The sequence below is a fragment of the Marinomonas sp. MED121 genome, from assembly GCF_000153025.1.
Classification (GTDB): Bacteria; Pseudomonadota; Gammaproteobacteria; order Pseudomonadales; family Marinomonadaceae; genus Marinomonas.
In genome coordinates this window covers 489,204-503,669 of record NZ_CH672432.1, presented here as the reverse complement: position 1 = coordinate 503,669, position 14,466 = coordinate 489,204, and the positions used below count along the sequence as shown (strand labels likewise).

At 40.2% G+C, this 14,466-nt stretch carries 13 protein-coding genes; 12 read left to right on the top strand and 1 reads right to left on the bottom strand.

Annotated elements, in window-relative coordinates:
• The first annotated feature begins 70 nt into the window (after positions 1–70).
• Positions 71–499 carry an Lrp/AsnC family transcriptional regulator gene (locus tag MED121_RS17610; RefSeq protein WP_009835105.1) on the top strand — a complete coding sequence of 143 codons (429 nt, stop codon included), beginning with the start codon at positions 71–73 and terminating at the stop codon, positions 497–499.
• A gap of 55 nt (positions 500–554) precedes the next feature.
• On the opposite strand, the gene MED121_RS17605 is transcribed toward MED121_RS17610, so the two are convergent.
• Entirely contained in the window at positions 555–1,442 is an 888-nt protein-coding gene (locus MED121_RS17605; RefSeq protein WP_009835104.1) for an AraC family transcriptional regulator, read from the bottom strand.
• Between the two features lie 238 nt (positions 1,443–1,680).
• On the opposite strand from MED121_RS17605, the gene MED121_RS17600 reads away from it, so the two are divergent.
• The 11 genes from MED121_RS17600 (at position 1,681) to MED121_RS17550 (ending at position 14,261) form a co-directional block, all read left to right on the top strand.
• Positions 1,681–3,174, top strand: a complete 1,494-nt coding sequence (locus tag MED121_RS17600; RefSeq protein WP_009835103.1) for a CoA-acylating methylmalonate-semialdehyde dehydrogenase — start codon at positions 1,681–1,683, stop codon at positions 3,172–3,174.
• A 110-nt stretch (positions 3,175–3,284) separates the two neighbouring features.
• Positions 3,285–4,439, top strand: coding sequence for an acyl-CoA dehydrogenase family protein (locus MED121_RS17595; protein ID WP_009835102.1), 1,155 nt, complete (start codon positions 3,285–3,287; stop codon positions 4,437–4,439).
• A gap of 95 nt (positions 4,440–4,534) precedes the next feature.
• Entirely contained in the window at positions 4,535–5,323 is a 789-nt protein-coding gene (locus MED121_RS17590) for an enoyl-CoA hydratase (RefSeq protein ID WP_009835101.1), read from the top strand.
• A gap of 18 nt (positions 5,324–5,341) precedes the next feature.
• On the top strand, positions 5,342–6,448 hold the full coding sequence (locus MED121_RS17585) for an enoyl-CoA hydratase/isomerase family protein (protein ID WP_009835100.1): 1,107 nt from the start codon (positions 5,342–5,344) through the stop codon (positions 6,446–6,448).
• Positions 6,449–6,560: 112 nt separating this feature from the next.
• The gene (mmsB, locus tag MED121_RS17580; RefSeq protein WP_009835099.1) at positions 6,561–7,451 is read left to right on the top strand and encodes a 3-hydroxyisobutyrate dehydrogenase; all 891 of its coding nucleotides are present in this window, start codon (positions 6,561–6,563) and stop codon (positions 7,449–7,451) included.
• A 100-nt stretch (positions 7,452–7,551) separates the two neighbouring features.
• Positions 7,552–8,331, top strand: coding sequence for an SDR family oxidoreductase (locus MED121_RS17575; RefSeq protein WP_009835098.1), 780 nt, complete (start codon positions 7,552–7,554; stop codon positions 8,329–8,331).
• 148 nt (positions 8,332–8,479) lie between these two features.
• Positions 8,480–9,232, top strand: a complete 753-nt coding sequence (locus tag MED121_RS17570) for an electron transfer flavoprotein subunit beta/FixA family protein (protein WP_009835097.1) — start codon at positions 8,480–8,482, stop codon at positions 9,230–9,232.
• Positions 9,229–10,188 (top strand): FAD-binding protein, encoded by a 960-nt coding sequence (locus MED121_RS17565; protein ID WP_009835096.1) that lies wholly within the window; start codon positions 9,229–9,231, stop codon positions 10,186–10,188. Before MED121_RS17570 ends, MED121_RS17565 begins: the two co-directional genes overlap by 4 nt.
• Before the next feature lie 246 nt (positions 10,189–10,434).
• Positions 10,435–11,571, top strand: coding sequence for a polysaccharide export protein (locus MED121_RS17560; protein ID WP_009835095.1), 1,137 nt, complete (start codon positions 10,435–10,437; stop codon positions 11,569–11,571).
• The gene (locus MED121_RS17555; protein ID WP_009835094.1) at positions 11,571–11,999 is read left to right on the top strand and encodes a low molecular weight protein-tyrosine-phosphatase; all 429 of its coding nucleotides are present in this window, start codon (positions 11,571–11,573) and stop codon (positions 11,997–11,999) included. The genes MED121_RS17560 and MED121_RS17555 overlap by 1 nt, the downstream gene beginning before the upstream one ends.
• Positions 12,000–12,059: 60 nt before the next feature.
• On the top strand, positions 12,060–14,261 hold the full coding sequence (locus tag MED121_RS17550) for a polysaccharide biosynthesis tyrosine autokinase (protein WP_009835093.1): 2,202 nt from the start codon (positions 12,060–12,062) through the stop codon (positions 14,259–14,261).
• The last annotated feature ends 205 nt before the right edge of the window (positions 14,262–14,466 follow it).

The following is a 14,466-nucleotide window of genomic DNA, read 5'->3' as shown; positions in this document are numbered from 1 at the left end:
GTCGATTTAGCATATAGATTAATGAAGGCGTGCATTTTGCTAAGTAATGGGGTTATTTAAGGATTAAAGAGTGGATGAATTAAACCGTAAGATGTTGGCCTTGTTGCAGTTGGATGGACGTATGTCGATTGCAGATCTTGCTAATGCCTTAAAGGTGTCTAGGGCAACTGTAAAAACAAGGTTGGACCGTCTAGTCGCAGAAGGGGAGATTACAGGTTTTAGTGTGCAACTAAAATCGGCATTAAGTCCTCATGCGGTTCGGGCTGTGATGATGCTTGAAATTGAGGGTAAACCTTCAAATAGCTTGATTGTTAGGTTAAGAGCGATGCCTGAAGTGCTAGCCGTACATTCAACTAACGGACGTTGGGACTTTATTGTCGAAATAGGGACTGAGAGTCTTGAAAGTTTTGATCATACAATTAAAGCCATTAGGCTGTTGGATAGTGTGTCTTTAAGTGAAACCAGCATTAAGTTAACAACCCATAAGTCACATGCTTAAATAACATGTTATAAAAAGCTTTGCTCGAACGATCGCTAACCCTAACTTTTAGTTGCTAAGTGTGACCTAATCTAAGTGTTCGGTATTGGCTTGGGGAAATACCCATTACCTTGTTAAATACCCGTGAAAAGTAATAGGCATCTTCATAGCCAAGTTCCCAGCCTACCTCTGCAATGCCCTTGTCACTGATATCTAATAAGTGACAGGCTCTTTCAATCTTCATCTGGATAAAGTCATTAATAGGTGTACGGCCTGTGAGTGTTTTATAGCGCTTGATAAAGTGAAACTTTGATAAGTTGGCTTCATTAGCAAGTGTCCCTACATCAAGTTGCTGGTGGATGTGCGTCAGCATCAAGCTTCTTATCAACTCTAAATCTAAGCTTTTATCAAATTGAGATTGCACCTGTTTATTGAGGAGGGCGATATGGGTGATTATTTGGCTTAATAAGCTGCAACTATGCAGAAAACTTTCAAACAGTGAGCTGTTAAGTCTTGTGTCTAAAAGTGCTTCGAAATCGGTAATTAGTCGTGAATGTAGACCTATGGATAATATATTGCTTTGGGATTGAGTGATAATTTCGTCAAGGTATTCCCTAGCGAGTGTGCCATCACAGTGAACCCAGTAAATGCTCCAAGGCGATTTTTTCTTGGCGCTATACTCATGTGAAAGTGTTTTGGGCAGTATTAAGAAGTCCCCCGCCTTGATGCTAATGCTTTTCTTATTAAGTTTTAATAAACCTTCGCCCGCAACGCAATATATTAATAAATAATCATCATGATCTAGCCTAGACATGGTATGACCCTGTGCTTTTTTGTAAAACCCCATTGCAACTGGGTGTAAGGTTTTTCCAATAGGGTTTTCTTTAAGGCTATTAATTACGGGCCTTGGTAATAGGAAACGAACACTGTCATTAGGGATTGGCCAGTTTGAAGTGCGACTCATCTAAGGATTCTCGAACAATAATTTATAAAGTTAACCTTAAGGTAAAGCAATATTAAGGGCAGCAATATAGTCCATTAATAAAGCAACTTTATCAATCCTGAAATAGATGTTTACGTGGTAAAACATATTTCTGTTGAAAAATAATAAATATGAGATTAACGTTAACGTAAAGGTAATGATTTGCTTACAAGGCAAATTGTCTCATTAACGTAATCTCTAAACCCAAGGAGAAATGGTTATGACACATAAAGTTCCTATGCTAATTAATGGTGAAATGGTGCAAAGCGCCTCTCAAAACTGGATTGATGTAACGGATCCCGCGACTCAAAATGTCATTGCCAGTGTTCCTTGCGCCACCGAGCAGGAAGTCGAGCAGGCCGTTGCGAGTGCGCAATTAGCATTTGAAACATGGAAAGAGGTGCCGGTATCAGATAGGGCACGTCTTATGTTGCGTTACCAGGCTTTGTTAAAAGATCATCACGATGAACTTGCCACTATTTTAAGTAAAGAAACCGGTAAAACCTTTGAAGATGCAAAAGGTGATGTTTGGCGTGGTATTGAAGTGGTTGAGCAAGCATGCAATATTGCCGCACTAAGTATGGGTGAAACGGTTGAAAATGTTGCCCGTAAAATTGATTGTTACAGTTACACCCAGCCTCTTGGTGTCTGTTTAGGTATTACCCCGTTTAACTTCCCTGCCATGATTCCGCTTTGGATGTTCCCTATGGCCATTGCCTGCGGTAACGCCTTTGTTTTAAAACCTTCCGAGCAAGATCCATTAACGCCAATGCGTTTAGCAGAACTCTTTATCGAAGCGGGTGCGCCTGAAGGTCTATTACAAATCGTACACGGTACTAAAGAGGTGGTGAATCAGTTATTAGTTCACCCTGAGGTACATGCTATTTCGTTTGTAGGCTCCGTGCCTGTTGCTGAGCATATCTACAAAACGGGCACCGATCATATGAAGCGTGTGCAAGCCTTTGCCGGAGCTAAAAATCATATGGTGATCATGCCAGATGCACAAAAGCAGCAGGTTATTAATAACTTATTAGGTGCTTCAGTGGGTGCTGGTGGTCAACGTTGCATGGCCATTTCTGTTGCTGTCTTTGTTGGTGAGTCTCGCCAGTGGGTACCTGAGTTGAGAGATGCGCTATCTCAAGTAAGACCCGGAGCTTGGGATGATGAAGGTGCAGGATATGGCCCTTTAATTAATCCCGCAGCCAAAGAGCGTGTGTGTCGCCTGATCAGTGAAGGAATAGAAGCGGGTGCTGAGTGTCTATTGGATGGCCGCGATTATAAAGTAGAAGGTTTTCCACATGGTAACTGGGTAGGGCCGACACTCTTTACTAATGTCAGCCGTGACATGTCTATTTATCAGGAAGAAATTTTTGGACCTGTATTGTTAGTGATTGAGGCAGACACTTTAGAAGAAGCCATTCAAATTATTAACGAAAACCCCTATGGCAATGGTACCTCTATCTTTACCGCCTCAGGCGCGGCTGCGCGTAAATTCCAGCATGAAATCAAAGTCGGTCAAGTGGGTGTTAATGTGCCTGTGCCTGTGCCACTGCCTTTCTTCTCATTCACTGGCTGGCGTAAGTCGTTTTACGGCGATCAACATGCTTATGGTAAACAGGCGGTACGTTTTTATACGGAAACTAAAACCATCACGGCGCGTTGGTTTGAAGATGATATTGCACATGGCCCTAACATGACAATTCAACTTAAATAATGAAAAGTTTGGGGTGGCTTTCTAGATAGGGACTAGCTCACCTCAATAACAACCTAATAGATGTAAGGGCTTAGCATGATGAAAGTGCTGAGCTTATTTTGGAGGCTTTAATGGATTTTGAATTAAACGAAGATCAGGTAGCGTTCTCGGATATGGCAACTGCATTTGCTCGCAGTGAACTTGAGCCTAATGCCGCAAAATGGGATGAGGAATCATTCTTCCCAGTGGACGTCATTCGCAAAGCAGGTGAAATGGGTTTTGCCTCTCTCTATTCACCTGAGTCTGTTGGTGGTCTGGGTTTAAGTCGCCTCGATTCAAGTATTATCTTTGAGCGTCTTTCTATGGGTTGTACGTCTACAACAGCTTATTTAACCATTCACAATATGGTGACTTGGATGGTCACCAGCTTTGCTAAACCCAGTGTGCTTGAAAAATATGCGGAATCTTTGATTAGTGCGCAAGCACTGGGCTCTTATTGTTTGACTGAACCAAATGCAGGGTCAGATGCGGCTTCTTTAAAAACAACGGCTAAAAAAGAGGGTGATCATTACATCTTAAACGGCAGTAAGGTGTTTATTTCTGGTGCCGGTAGTACGGATGTCTTGGTGGTGATGGCAAGAACAGGTGGCCCTGGTGCGCGCGGTGTCTCTGCGATTGTGGTAGATGCTCACAGTGACGGCATTAGCTATGGCCGAAAAGAAGACAAGATGGGTTGGAATAGTCAGCCAACTCGTATGATCAGCTTTGATAATGTCAAAGTGCCCGTTGAAAACTTATTAAGCGAAGAGGGTGAGGGGTTTGTACTGGCGATGAAAGGACTGGATGGCGGCCGTATTAATATTGCTTCTTGTTCTTTAGGCACGGCGCAACAAGCGTTAAATCAAGCGCGTGATTATATGCAAGAAAGAAAGCAGTTTGGTAAACAAATTGGTGACTTTCAAGGGCTGCAGTTTCGTTTGGCAGATATGGCGACTGAGCTTTTAGCTGCTAGGCAGCTAGTGCGTTTGGCCGCGAGTAAACTAGATCTTGGCCATAAAGATGCCACGACTTATTGTGCTATGGCAAAACGCTTTGCGACCGATGTGGGTTTTAAAGTCTGTGACGAAGCGCTTCAAATCTTTGGTGGATATGGCTATATCAAGGAATATCCTATGGAGCGTTATGTGAGAGATACAAGAGTGCACAGAATACTTGAGGGCACAAACGAGATTATGCGTGTCATTATTGGTCGTCGTTTATTGGCAGATACGGATTCTGAATTTTAACCTCAACATAAATTAAACATTCTTGGGCTCTGTCGTTAGATCATGATAGATGAAATGCTTATGAGAGACAGAGTTTCAAGACGAAGGAGTAAAGAATGACACAGGTAAATACAGATTTGGTCTTGGTTGAGAAAAAAGGCCATGTGGCCATCCTCACCATGAATAACCTGCCTGCAAATACTTGGACTGCTGACAGTCTAAAAGCACTTAAGTTAATTGTTGAAGAGCTGAATCAAGATAAATCAATTTGGAGCTTGGTTTTAACGGGGGCTGGCGATAAGTTTTTTTCAGCTGGCGCGGACTTGAAGCTCTTTGCTGATGGAAATAAAGAAACTGCTCGTGAGATGGCGCGCTTATTTGGTTTGGCTTTTGAAACTTTAAGCCACTTTAGAGGCGTCTCTATCGCTGCCATTAATGGCTATAGCATGGGGGGCGGGCTGGAAGTTGCTTTAGCTTGTGACTTGCGTATTGCTGAAGAGCAAGCGGTATTAGCGTTACCAGAAGCAAAAGTGGGTTTGCTGCCTTGTGCTGGTGGGACACAAAACCTGACTTGGTTAGTGGGTGAAGGTTGGGCTAAACGTATGATCTTATGCGGTGAGCAAGTTAAAGCGGATAAAGCGCTCGAAATAGGCTTGGTCGAAGAGGTTGTTGAAAGAGGCGATGCTTTAGAAAAAGCCATTGCGCTTGCTGAGCAAGTGGGTCAGCAGAGTCCTTCATCTGTTGCTGCATGTAAATCTCTTATTCAAAATGCGCGAACAGCGCCATTGCAGCAAGGCTTGATCCTAGAGCGAGAGCTATTTGTTGATTTATTTGATACAGAAGATCAAGCGGAAGGGGTCAACGCCTTTTTAGAGAAGAGAGCGCCTAATTGGCAAAACAAATAACAAGCTAAGGATGTATTTATGGCAAGCGTAATCTTTCATGAACATATTACTGCTTCGGGTGAAATTGTTGGCGAAATTAGGTTGAACGCAGAAAAAAAACTGAATGCATTAACCTTAAAGATGATTGATCTCATTTCTGCCAAATTAGACGCATGGCAGTCTAAGAAAAACCTAGTTGCTATTTTATTAGACAGTGAGGGTGAGAAGGCTTTTTGTGCGGGCGGCGATATTATCAAGCTACATGAAGCCATGATGCGAGATGAAATTAGCCCCTTTCCAACCGACTTTTTTACCCGCGAGTATCAGTTAGATTACCAAATTCATACTTACCCTAAGCCGATTATTTGTTGGGGAAGTGGTTTTGTGATGGGCGGCGGTATGGGGCTGTTTGCCGGTGCCAGCCATAGGGTTGTCACACAAACAAGTTATCTTGCTATGCCCGAAGTGAGTATTGGCCTTTATCCAGATGTTGGGGCGAGTTATTTCCTTAATAAGCTGCCCGGCAATATCGGTTTGTTTTTGGGGTTGACGGCAGCAGGCATTAATGCAAAAGATGCGATGGCGTTGGGTATGGCGGATTATGCCTTGGATTCAAACCAAAGAGCTGAACTTTTAGAGAGGCTCCTTCTGGCTGATTGGCAAGCTAATCACCATGAGGCAGTTAATAAAACGCTATCGAGTTTGAGTGTTGAATCACACGCTGTATTTGATGTTTTGCCTAGCCCAATTATGTCTCATCAAGGGTTAATTGAAGACTTAATGTCTAACGATTCTTTAAGCGACATGCTCACAGACCTTGCAAACATTGAGACTGAAGAAAAGTGGTTGATGAAAGCTCAAAATACCGTTGCAAATGGTAGCCCAGTATCCTTGGTTTTGATTAAAACTCAGTTAGAGCGCAGTGTTGACCTGACGCTAAAAGAGGTGTTTCAGCAAGAGCTTGAGGTCTCAGTGCAATGTACAAGACATGAAGAGCTCGCAGAAGGTGTGCGTGCCTTATTAATTGATAAGGATAAAGCGCCAAAGTGGCGTTATGACTCTGTGGCTGCGGTAGAAGATACTTATATCGAAGACTTATTAAGCTCTCCCTGGGATAAAGCAGATCACCCACTTAGGTACCTCTAGGGTGGTGAGGCTTATTGAGCAAGTTGGCTGACTGGTTAGGTTGAGCATTAACCAGCAGAAAGTGGCAGATCAAATTACTAAAACAAGAATAATGATTTAAAGGATAAACGTCATGGCAAATATCGGATTTATAGGGCTTGGCAACATGGGTGGGCCAATGGCTGCCAATTTAGCCAAAGCTGGGCATAAAGTAAAAGCATTCGACTTATCAACAGAAGCGTTGGATAAAGCTGTGCAAGCTGGTTGTATGAAAGTGAATAGTGCACTGGAGGCAATTCAAGGGGCTGAATTTATTATTAGCATGCTACCTGCGGGTAAGCATGTGCATGGTTTGTATGTCTCCTCAGAGGCTCCTTTATTTGATCATATCTCTTCAGGTACTTTGGTGATTGATAGCTCTACCATAGAGGCGGATGTCGCTCGATCAGTTGCACACATAGCGAAAGAGAAAGGGATTGAGTTTATAGATGCACCTGTTTCTGGTGGTGTAGGTGGTGCGCAAGCCGGTACCTTGGCCTTTATGGTGGGTGCTGAGAAATCACAGTTTGATAAAGCGTTACCTATTTTGGAGTGTATGGGTAAAAACATCTTCCATGCGGGAGATCATGGGGCAGGCCAAATTGCAAAAGCGTGTAATAACATGATGTTAGCAATTTTAATGGCGGGGACTTGTGAAACATTAAATATGGGGATGAAAAATGGTTTAGACCCCAAGGTGCTCTCTGACATTATGCAGCAGAGCTCAGGTAATAACTGGGCATTACAAGTCTATAACCCTGTTCCTGGTGTGATGGAGAATGTGCCTTCTTCAAATCAGTATCAAGGGGGCTTTATGGTGGACCTGATGTTTAAGGATCTTGGTCTTGCCATGAATCTGAGCCAGCTTAGTTCGTCTCCAACCCCGATGGGGAGTGCTGCTAGAGGGTTGTTTAACCTTCATAAAGAACAAGGTAACGGCAGCTTAGACTTTTCAAGCCTGATTAAGCTTTATCAGGAAAAGTAAATCTCACTATTTAAAGATAATCATGATTTAAGCTTGAACCTGTGTATAACTTAATTTTTGTAAGTTATTTCAGTCTTAAGCTTTATATAAAGGAAGATGTATGAAACTTGATCAAAAGGTATTTGCAATTACTGGCGGTGCAAGAGGTTTGGGTGCTGGTATGGCGTCTCATTTAGTTGAGCTAGGTGCACATCTTGCCATTATTGACCTTGATAAGGCTGCAGTAGAGGTGATGGCGAAGACTTTATTGGAGCAAGCACATCAAGCGGATAAGAACCTAACAATTAAAGGTTATGCTTGTGATATCGCTGATGAGTTACAGGTCGAAAATACCTTTTCGCAAATAAGGCAAGACTTTGGCCAGTTAAATGGCTTGATCAATAATGCGGGTCTAATGCGTGATGGTATGCTGATTAAAGTGAAAGATGGCAAGCTAACTGACAAAATGTCGCTCAAACAATGGCAGTCAGTGGTTGATGTGAATCTAACGGGTTCGTTTTTATGCGGTAGGGAGGCGGCTGGTATTATGGCTGAGCAAGCAGATGCTGGCGTGATTATTAATATCTCCTCTGTTTCACGCGCGGGTAATGCGGGTCAAACCAATTACAGTGCGACTAAATCTGGTGTTGCTACCATGGTGGTAAGCTGGGCAAAAGAGTTGGCTAGACACAATATTCGAGTGGCAGGTATTGCGCCTGGCATGATAGCAACAGATATGACGGCGCAAATGAAACCCGAAGCGATTGAGCGAATGCTTAAAGCTGTTCCCCTTAGGCGTATGGGGGAAGTGGATGAAATTGCCCATACAATGCAATACATATTGGAAAATGATTATTTTACGGGTCGTGTCATTGAAATGGATGGCGGACTTCGCGTATAACTGATTGTGTTATCCTGATTAATTAATAAAAACAAATAGTTATGAGGAATCAATACCTCTAAAGCTATACTTTTAGTCAGGGTCATAAGCCTTGGCTGATTATAAAAGGCCAAAAGCCATAAAATTAGACAGAGATGGGAATTTGCCAATGAAAATTTTGGTAGCGGTAAAGCGCGTTATTGATTACAACGTGAAAGTGAGAGTAAAGGCGGATCAATCAAATGTTGACCTTAATAATGTCAAAATGGCATTAAACCCTTTTTGTGAAATTGCGGTTGAAGAAGCGGTTCGATTAAAAGAGCAGGGTGTCGCAACGGAAGTAGTTGTGGTGTCAATTGGCTCTAAATCATGCCAAGAGCAGCTTAGAAATGCATTGGCATTAGGGTGTGATAGGGCAATTCAAGTTGAAGCTGAAGACGGTCCAGATTCATTATCAGTTGCGCGCATTCTTGCCAAGGTCGCAGAAGCAGAAACGCCAGGCTTGATACTGCTAGGTAAGCAGGCGATCGATTCGGATAATAACCAAACGGGTCAAATGCTGGCGGCTTTGTTAGATAGACCGCAAGCGACTTTTGCCTCTGAAATTAAAATAGAAGAGGGTAAAGCTTCTGTTACTCGTGAAATTGATGGTGGTTTACAGACGCTTAAGCTGACTTTGCCGGCTGTTGTGACGACAGATCTTAGGTTGAATGAGCCAAGGTTTGCTTCCCTTCCTAATATTATGAAAGCTAAACGTAAACCGCTTGAGGTTAAGTCTGCTGATGAACTTGGTGTTAGTGTGTCATCAAATATAAAGCTTATCAGTGTTGAAGAGCCTGCTCAAAGGCAAGCTGGCATTAAAGTCTCTTCAGTGGATGAACTGGTTGAAAAGTTACGCAATGAAGCAAAGGTGATCGCATGAGTACATTAGTCTTAATTGAGCATGATAATAAAACGCTTTCACCGGTTAGCTTGAATGTTTTAAATGCGGCTAAGCAAATTGGCAAACCTATTACTGCTCTTGTAGTTGGTTCTGACTGTGCGAATGTGGCAGATCAAGTCGCCAAGATTGCAGGCGTTGATTTGGTTTTGTTAGCTGATAATGCGGCATATGAGCATCAGCTTGCTGAAAATGTTAGTAAACTTCTCTTAGAGCAAATTGATCCTGATAATAAAGGGGCTGACGCTGCACGATTTAGTTATGTGCTGGCGGCATCTACAACAACAGGTAAAAATATTTTGCCAAGAGTTGCAGCATTATTGGGTGTTAATCAATTGTCTGATGTGATGGCGATTGAATCTGAAAGCCGTTTTAAGCGTGCTATATATGCAGGTAATGCTATCGCGACAGTAGAATCAAGTGATGCTGTAAAGGTGATGACAATTCGTGGCACTGCCTTTGATGCGATTAACGCTGAAGGTGGCGCTGCGCTAATTGAGTCGTTATCCAATGTACATTTATCCGCTGACATTGAGTTTGTTGAAGAGTCATTGGCTGTATCAGAAAGGCCTGAATTAACGGCAGCGACAACTGTAATCTCTGGCGGGCGTGGCCTTGGCAATGGTGAAAACTTTAATATGCTCTATAGCTTAGCGGATAAGCTGGGCGCTGCTGTGGGGGCATCTCGTGCGGCTGTTGATGCGGGCTTTGTGCCAAATGATATGCAGGTTGGGCAAACAGGCAAGATGGTGGCACCAGAGCTATATATTGCGGTTGGTATCTCAGGTGCGATTCAGCATTTAGCAGGCATGAAAGACTCTAAAGTGATTGTGGCTATAAACAAAGATGAAGAAGCGCCAATCTTTCAAGTGGCTGACTATGGTCTAGTTGGTGATTTGTTTGATTTAGTGCCTGAGTTAGAGGGTAAAATAATCTAATCCTCCATTTAAGGCGCTTAAACTAAACCCTCATTTTGCTCGCAATTTGAGGGTTTATTTTTTGATAATAGTGACTAATGACACTTGTTCTTTGTAGTGCTTGATAAGGCTTTTATATTTTAGTTCATTTTGTTGTAAATCTTTGATTTTTTAAAGGTTTTGTTCTTTTTTTTTACTCTTTTTTCTGTAATTATAGGCGCGATTATTTATATCGTTCATGGAAGATTAGAGTTTAATAATATCAATATGAAACTAAGTTTTAAAAAAATTACAGTGTTAGCCTTTTCTCTTGTTTTATTTGGTTGCGCTGCTCCAGGTTCTTATCTAACAATTAATCAAGATGATGAACCTCAAAATGAAGAAACAAGTTCCTCTTCCATTCTAGATAAAGTTAATATTTATCAACTGACGGCAAATCAAGTGGGTCAGTTTAATCCTCCAATCATTACTGCGCAAAAAAATGCTTTGTTAGATAAAGAGTTATCTAGCTATGAATATTTAGTGGGTAGTGGTGATATTTTAAATATTACCGTATGGGATCACCCTGAGTTAACCATACCTGCTGGTTCATATCGAAGTGCTACAGAATCCGGAAATTGGGTTCATGCTAATGGCCATATTTTTTACCCTTACATCGGCTTTGTTGAAGTTGCGGGTAAAAGTACCTCTCAAATAAGAGAGCTTATGTCAGTAAAGTTATCAAAGTTTATTGAGAGTCCTCAAGTTGATGTCAGTGTGGCGAAATTTCAGTCCAAAAAAGTTTATGTGACAGGGGCAATAAATATGCCTGGTCAGCAGTTTATTTCCAATGTGCCTTTAACCTTACTTGATGCGATTAATTCAGCGGGTGGCTTAAGTGAAGATGCGGATTGGCGCAATGTAAGTGTAACAAGGCTTGGGTCAGAAGAGATTTTGTCATTATATGCCCTGATTCAAAAAGGAGATTTAACTCACAACCGTCTTCTTAAAGATGGTGATATTGTGCATGTTCCTCGTAACGATAATCAAAAAGTGTTTGTGATGGGGGAAGTCAATAATCCTCAGTTATTAAAAATTGATCGCGCTGGTATGAGCTTAACTGAAGCATTAAGCAGTGTTGGTGGCATTAACCAGTTATCAGCAGATGCCACTGGCGTTTTTGTTATTCGATCAAATAAAGAAAGGCATGAGGGAAGTTCAAAACTAGCCAATGTTTTTCAATTAGATATTTCAAATTCAATTGCCCTAGTAATTGGTACAGAGTTTGAGTTGATGCCAAAAGATATTGTCTATGTCACTGCCGCCCCTGTGGTTCAGTGGAATAGAGTGATTAGTCAAATTATACCGACTTCAGCTGGTTTTAATAATATAACTGACGGCATAAATGATGTGAGAGGCTGGTAATGTTTAATAAAATCTTGGTTGTTTGTGTTGGGAATATTTGTAGGTCACCCACTGCTGAATATCTATTAAAGTCTTTGTTGTCTGATAAAGAAATTGCATCAGCTGGTGTTGGTGCCTTGGTTGGCAAGCCTGCTGATAAAATGGCATTTTCGGTGGCAATTGAGCATGGTGTTGATATGACTGAGCACACAGCTCAGCAGTTAACGTCAGAGTTATGTCGAGAGTTTGATTTAATCTTGGTGATGGAGCAGGGACACATCAATGCTGTGACTAATATTGCACCTGAAGCTCGCGGGAAAACCATGTTATTAAGCCAATGGTTAGATAAACAAGATATCCCAGACCCATATAGGCAAAGTAAAGAAGCGTTTGATTATGCTTATGACTTAATTGAGCGCTCGGTAAAAGCTTGGTCGAAAAAGTTATAGGTTAGTGAAAGTCAAAAGATATGCTGGCAAAAAAATAACAACTGGAATCTAAATTTATCTATGAGTAGTCGTTCCCTCAATCAAACAGGCAGGCAGAAATTGTCAGTTGAAAATAGCGCTGATGAAATTGATCTAGCAAAGTTATTTGGTATTTTATTAGATTCAAAGTGGTTAATTATTCTAATTACAACTTTATTTTCTGTTTTAGGAATATTATATGCATTATTAGCAACGCCTATTTATAAAGCTGATGCACTAATTCAAGTCGAACAAAAATCAAGTGGCATGTCTGCACTAGTTGGAGATATGGGGGATATATTCTCAAGTGAATCATCTGCCACGACGGAAATTGAAATACTGACATCACGGATGATATTAGGGCAAACAGTAGATAAATTAAATTTAACGACATTGGCTTCGCCAAGTTATATACCAGTAATAGGGAAGGGTTTAGCGCGTATTCAAGATGATAATAAGAAAATTGTTATTAGTCGTTTTGACGTTCCTAGAAATACATCTTTTAACTATAAGTTAATTATTAATGATTCTGAAAAAGGCTTGTATTCACTTTATGATGACATGGGTAATAAAGTTTTAAGTGGAACAGTTAATCTATTGGTAAGTGATAATAACTATAATATCTTTATCCAAAAGTTAATCGGTAAAGAGGGTGATGAATTTCAAATCCTTAAACGTTCTAAGCTAGACGCCATTCAATGGCTAAATAAAGGCTTATCAGTTAATGAGCGTGGAAAGCAAACGGGGATTCTACAAATATCGTTTGAAGGTGAAAATAAAAATCTTATTGAAGATATATTGAATGATATTAGTCAAAATTACTTTTTGCAAAATGTTGATAGAAATTCTGCAGAAGCGGAAAAAAGCTTAAATTTTTTAGAAGGGCACTTACCTAATATTAAAACTGAATTAACAGCGGCTGAAGATGTATTAAATCGTTTTCGCCAAAAAAGTGAGTCGATTGATTTAGGATTAGAGGCTCAATCAACGCTAAAAGTAATGGTTGAATTAGAAGCGCAGCTTAACGAACTTACTTTTAAAGAAAGTGAAATTAGTAAACGTTTTACAAAAGATCACCCTGCCTATAAATCTTTATTGGATAAGCGTAAGGTCTTATTAGGAGAAAGAGATAGGTTAAATAAACAGGTACAGAAGCTGCCAAAAACTCAGCGTGAAGTGTTGCGTATGACACGCGATGTTGAAGTGAATCAGCAAATATATATTCAATTACTTAATAAAACTCAAGAGTTAAATATATTAAAAGCAGGCACAGTCGGGAATGTTCGTATTATTGATAGTGCACAGTCTTATACTAGAGCAGTTAAACCCAAAAAACCTTTAATAGTGGTTTTAGCAACGTTATTAGGTGGTATGTTGGCTGTGGTTTTTGTGTTGTTAAGGGCAGCGTTACATAAAGGTGTTGAAAATCCTGATGATGTTGAGGCTTTAGGGCTTCCTGTATATGCAAATATCCCAATGTCAGAACATCAAATAAAAATGGATGTAAAACTTAAACAAAAATCAAAGAATAGAAAACCAACAAAAAAACTAAAACTTTATGAAACTTTATTAGCGGAAGCAAACCCAGCAGATTTAACAATAGAAGCTTTTCGTAGCCTAAGAACAAGTATGCATTTTGCTATGATGGAAGCAAAAAATAATCTAGTTATGATTTCTGGCCCAGCGCCTGGTGTTGGTAAATCTTTTGTATCAGCTAATTTTGCGTCTGTTATTGCTAAAGCGGGTCAAAAAGTATTACTTATAGATGGTGATATGAGAAAAGGTTATTTGCAAAAGCATTTTAATCTTGATTGGCATAATGGTTTATCTGAATTGCTATCAGGAAAATTAAGTGTGGGGAAGGTTATTAAACCTTCAGGGGTAATAAATTTAGATGTTATTACTCGAGGTCAAATACCACCTAATCCATCAGAGTTGTTAATGAATAATAGGTTTTCAGAATTTATTGAATGGGCATCAAGTGAATATGACATAGTGTTAATTGATACTCCACCAATTTTGGCTGTGACAGATCCTAGTATAGTTGGAGCGTTTGCTGGTACTACATTAATGGTAGGGCGCTTTGGAAAAAATACAGTTAAAGAAATTGATGTAGCAAGGCAGAGATTTGATATGGCTGGTATAGATGTGAAAGGGTTTATATTAAATGCTGTTGAGAAGAAGCCAAGTGCTTCTTATGGATATGGTTATTATAATTATAGTTATGAGAGTGATAAAATTTAGTATTTATTGAGACCTAATAATATACGCTATATTTAGATAGTTCGTAACATAAATAGAATGAAGTGTTTTTATATGTTCTGAGTATTCTTGATATTTTAGATTTAAATCATCTAATCTATAACCTGATTTTTAGCTTTAATGAAAATATTTATAATAGATATTTGTGATATTTTCTTTAATTCATAAAAATAGGATTAAAAAATGA

What these genes read in the sequence shown, in the direction of transcription:
- MED121_RS17585 (WP_009835100.1), top strand. Translation starts at nt 5,342, where the DNA reads ATGGCAAGCGTAATCTTTCATGAACATATTACTGCTTCGGGTGAAATT.
- MED121_RS17595 (WP_009835102.1), top strand. Translation starts at nt 3,285, where the DNA reads ATGGATTTTGAATTAAACGAAGATCAGGTAGCGTTCTCGGATATGGCA.
- MED121_RS17565 (WP_009835096.1), top strand. Translation starts at nt 9,229, where the DNA reads ATGAGTACATTAGTCTTAATTGAGCATGATAATAAAACGCTTTCACCG.
- MED121_RS17575 (WP_009835098.1), top strand. Translation starts at nt 7,552, where the DNA reads ATGAAACTTGATCAAAAGGTATTTGCAATTACTGGCGGTGCAAGAGGT.
- MED121_RS17555 (WP_009835094.1), top strand. Translation starts at nt 11,571, where the DNA reads ATGTTTAATAAAATCTTGGTTGTTTGTGTTGGGAATATTTGTAGGTCA.
- mmsB (WP_009835099.1), top strand. Translation starts at nt 6,561, where the DNA reads ATGGCAAATATCGGATTTATAGGGCTTGGCAACATGGGTGGGCCAATG.
- MED121_RS17600 (WP_009835103.1), top strand. Translation starts at nt 1,681, where the DNA reads ATGACACATAAAGTTCCTATGCTAATTAATGGTGAAATGGTGCAAAGC.
- MED121_RS17550 (WP_009835093.1), top strand. Translation starts at nt 12,060, where the DNA reads ATGAGTAGTCGTTCCCTCAATCAAACAGGCAGGCAGAAATTGTCAGTT.
- MED121_RS17605 (WP_009835104.1), bottom strand. Translation starts at nt 1,442, where the DNA reads ATGAGTCGCACTTCAAACTGGCCAATCCCTAATGACAGTGTTCGTTTC.
- MED121_RS17560 (WP_009835095.1), top strand. Translation starts at nt 10,435, where the DNA reads ATGAAACTAAGTTTTAAAAAAATTACAGTGTTAGCCTTTTCTCTTGTT.
- MED121_RS17590 (WP_009835101.1), top strand. Translation starts at nt 4,535, where the DNA reads ATGACACAGGTAAATACAGATTTGGTCTTGGTTGAGAAAAAAGGCCAT.
- MED121_RS17570 (WP_009835097.1), top strand. Translation starts at nt 8,480, where the DNA reads ATGAAAATTTTGGTAGCGGTAAAGCGCGTTATTGATTACAACGTGAAA.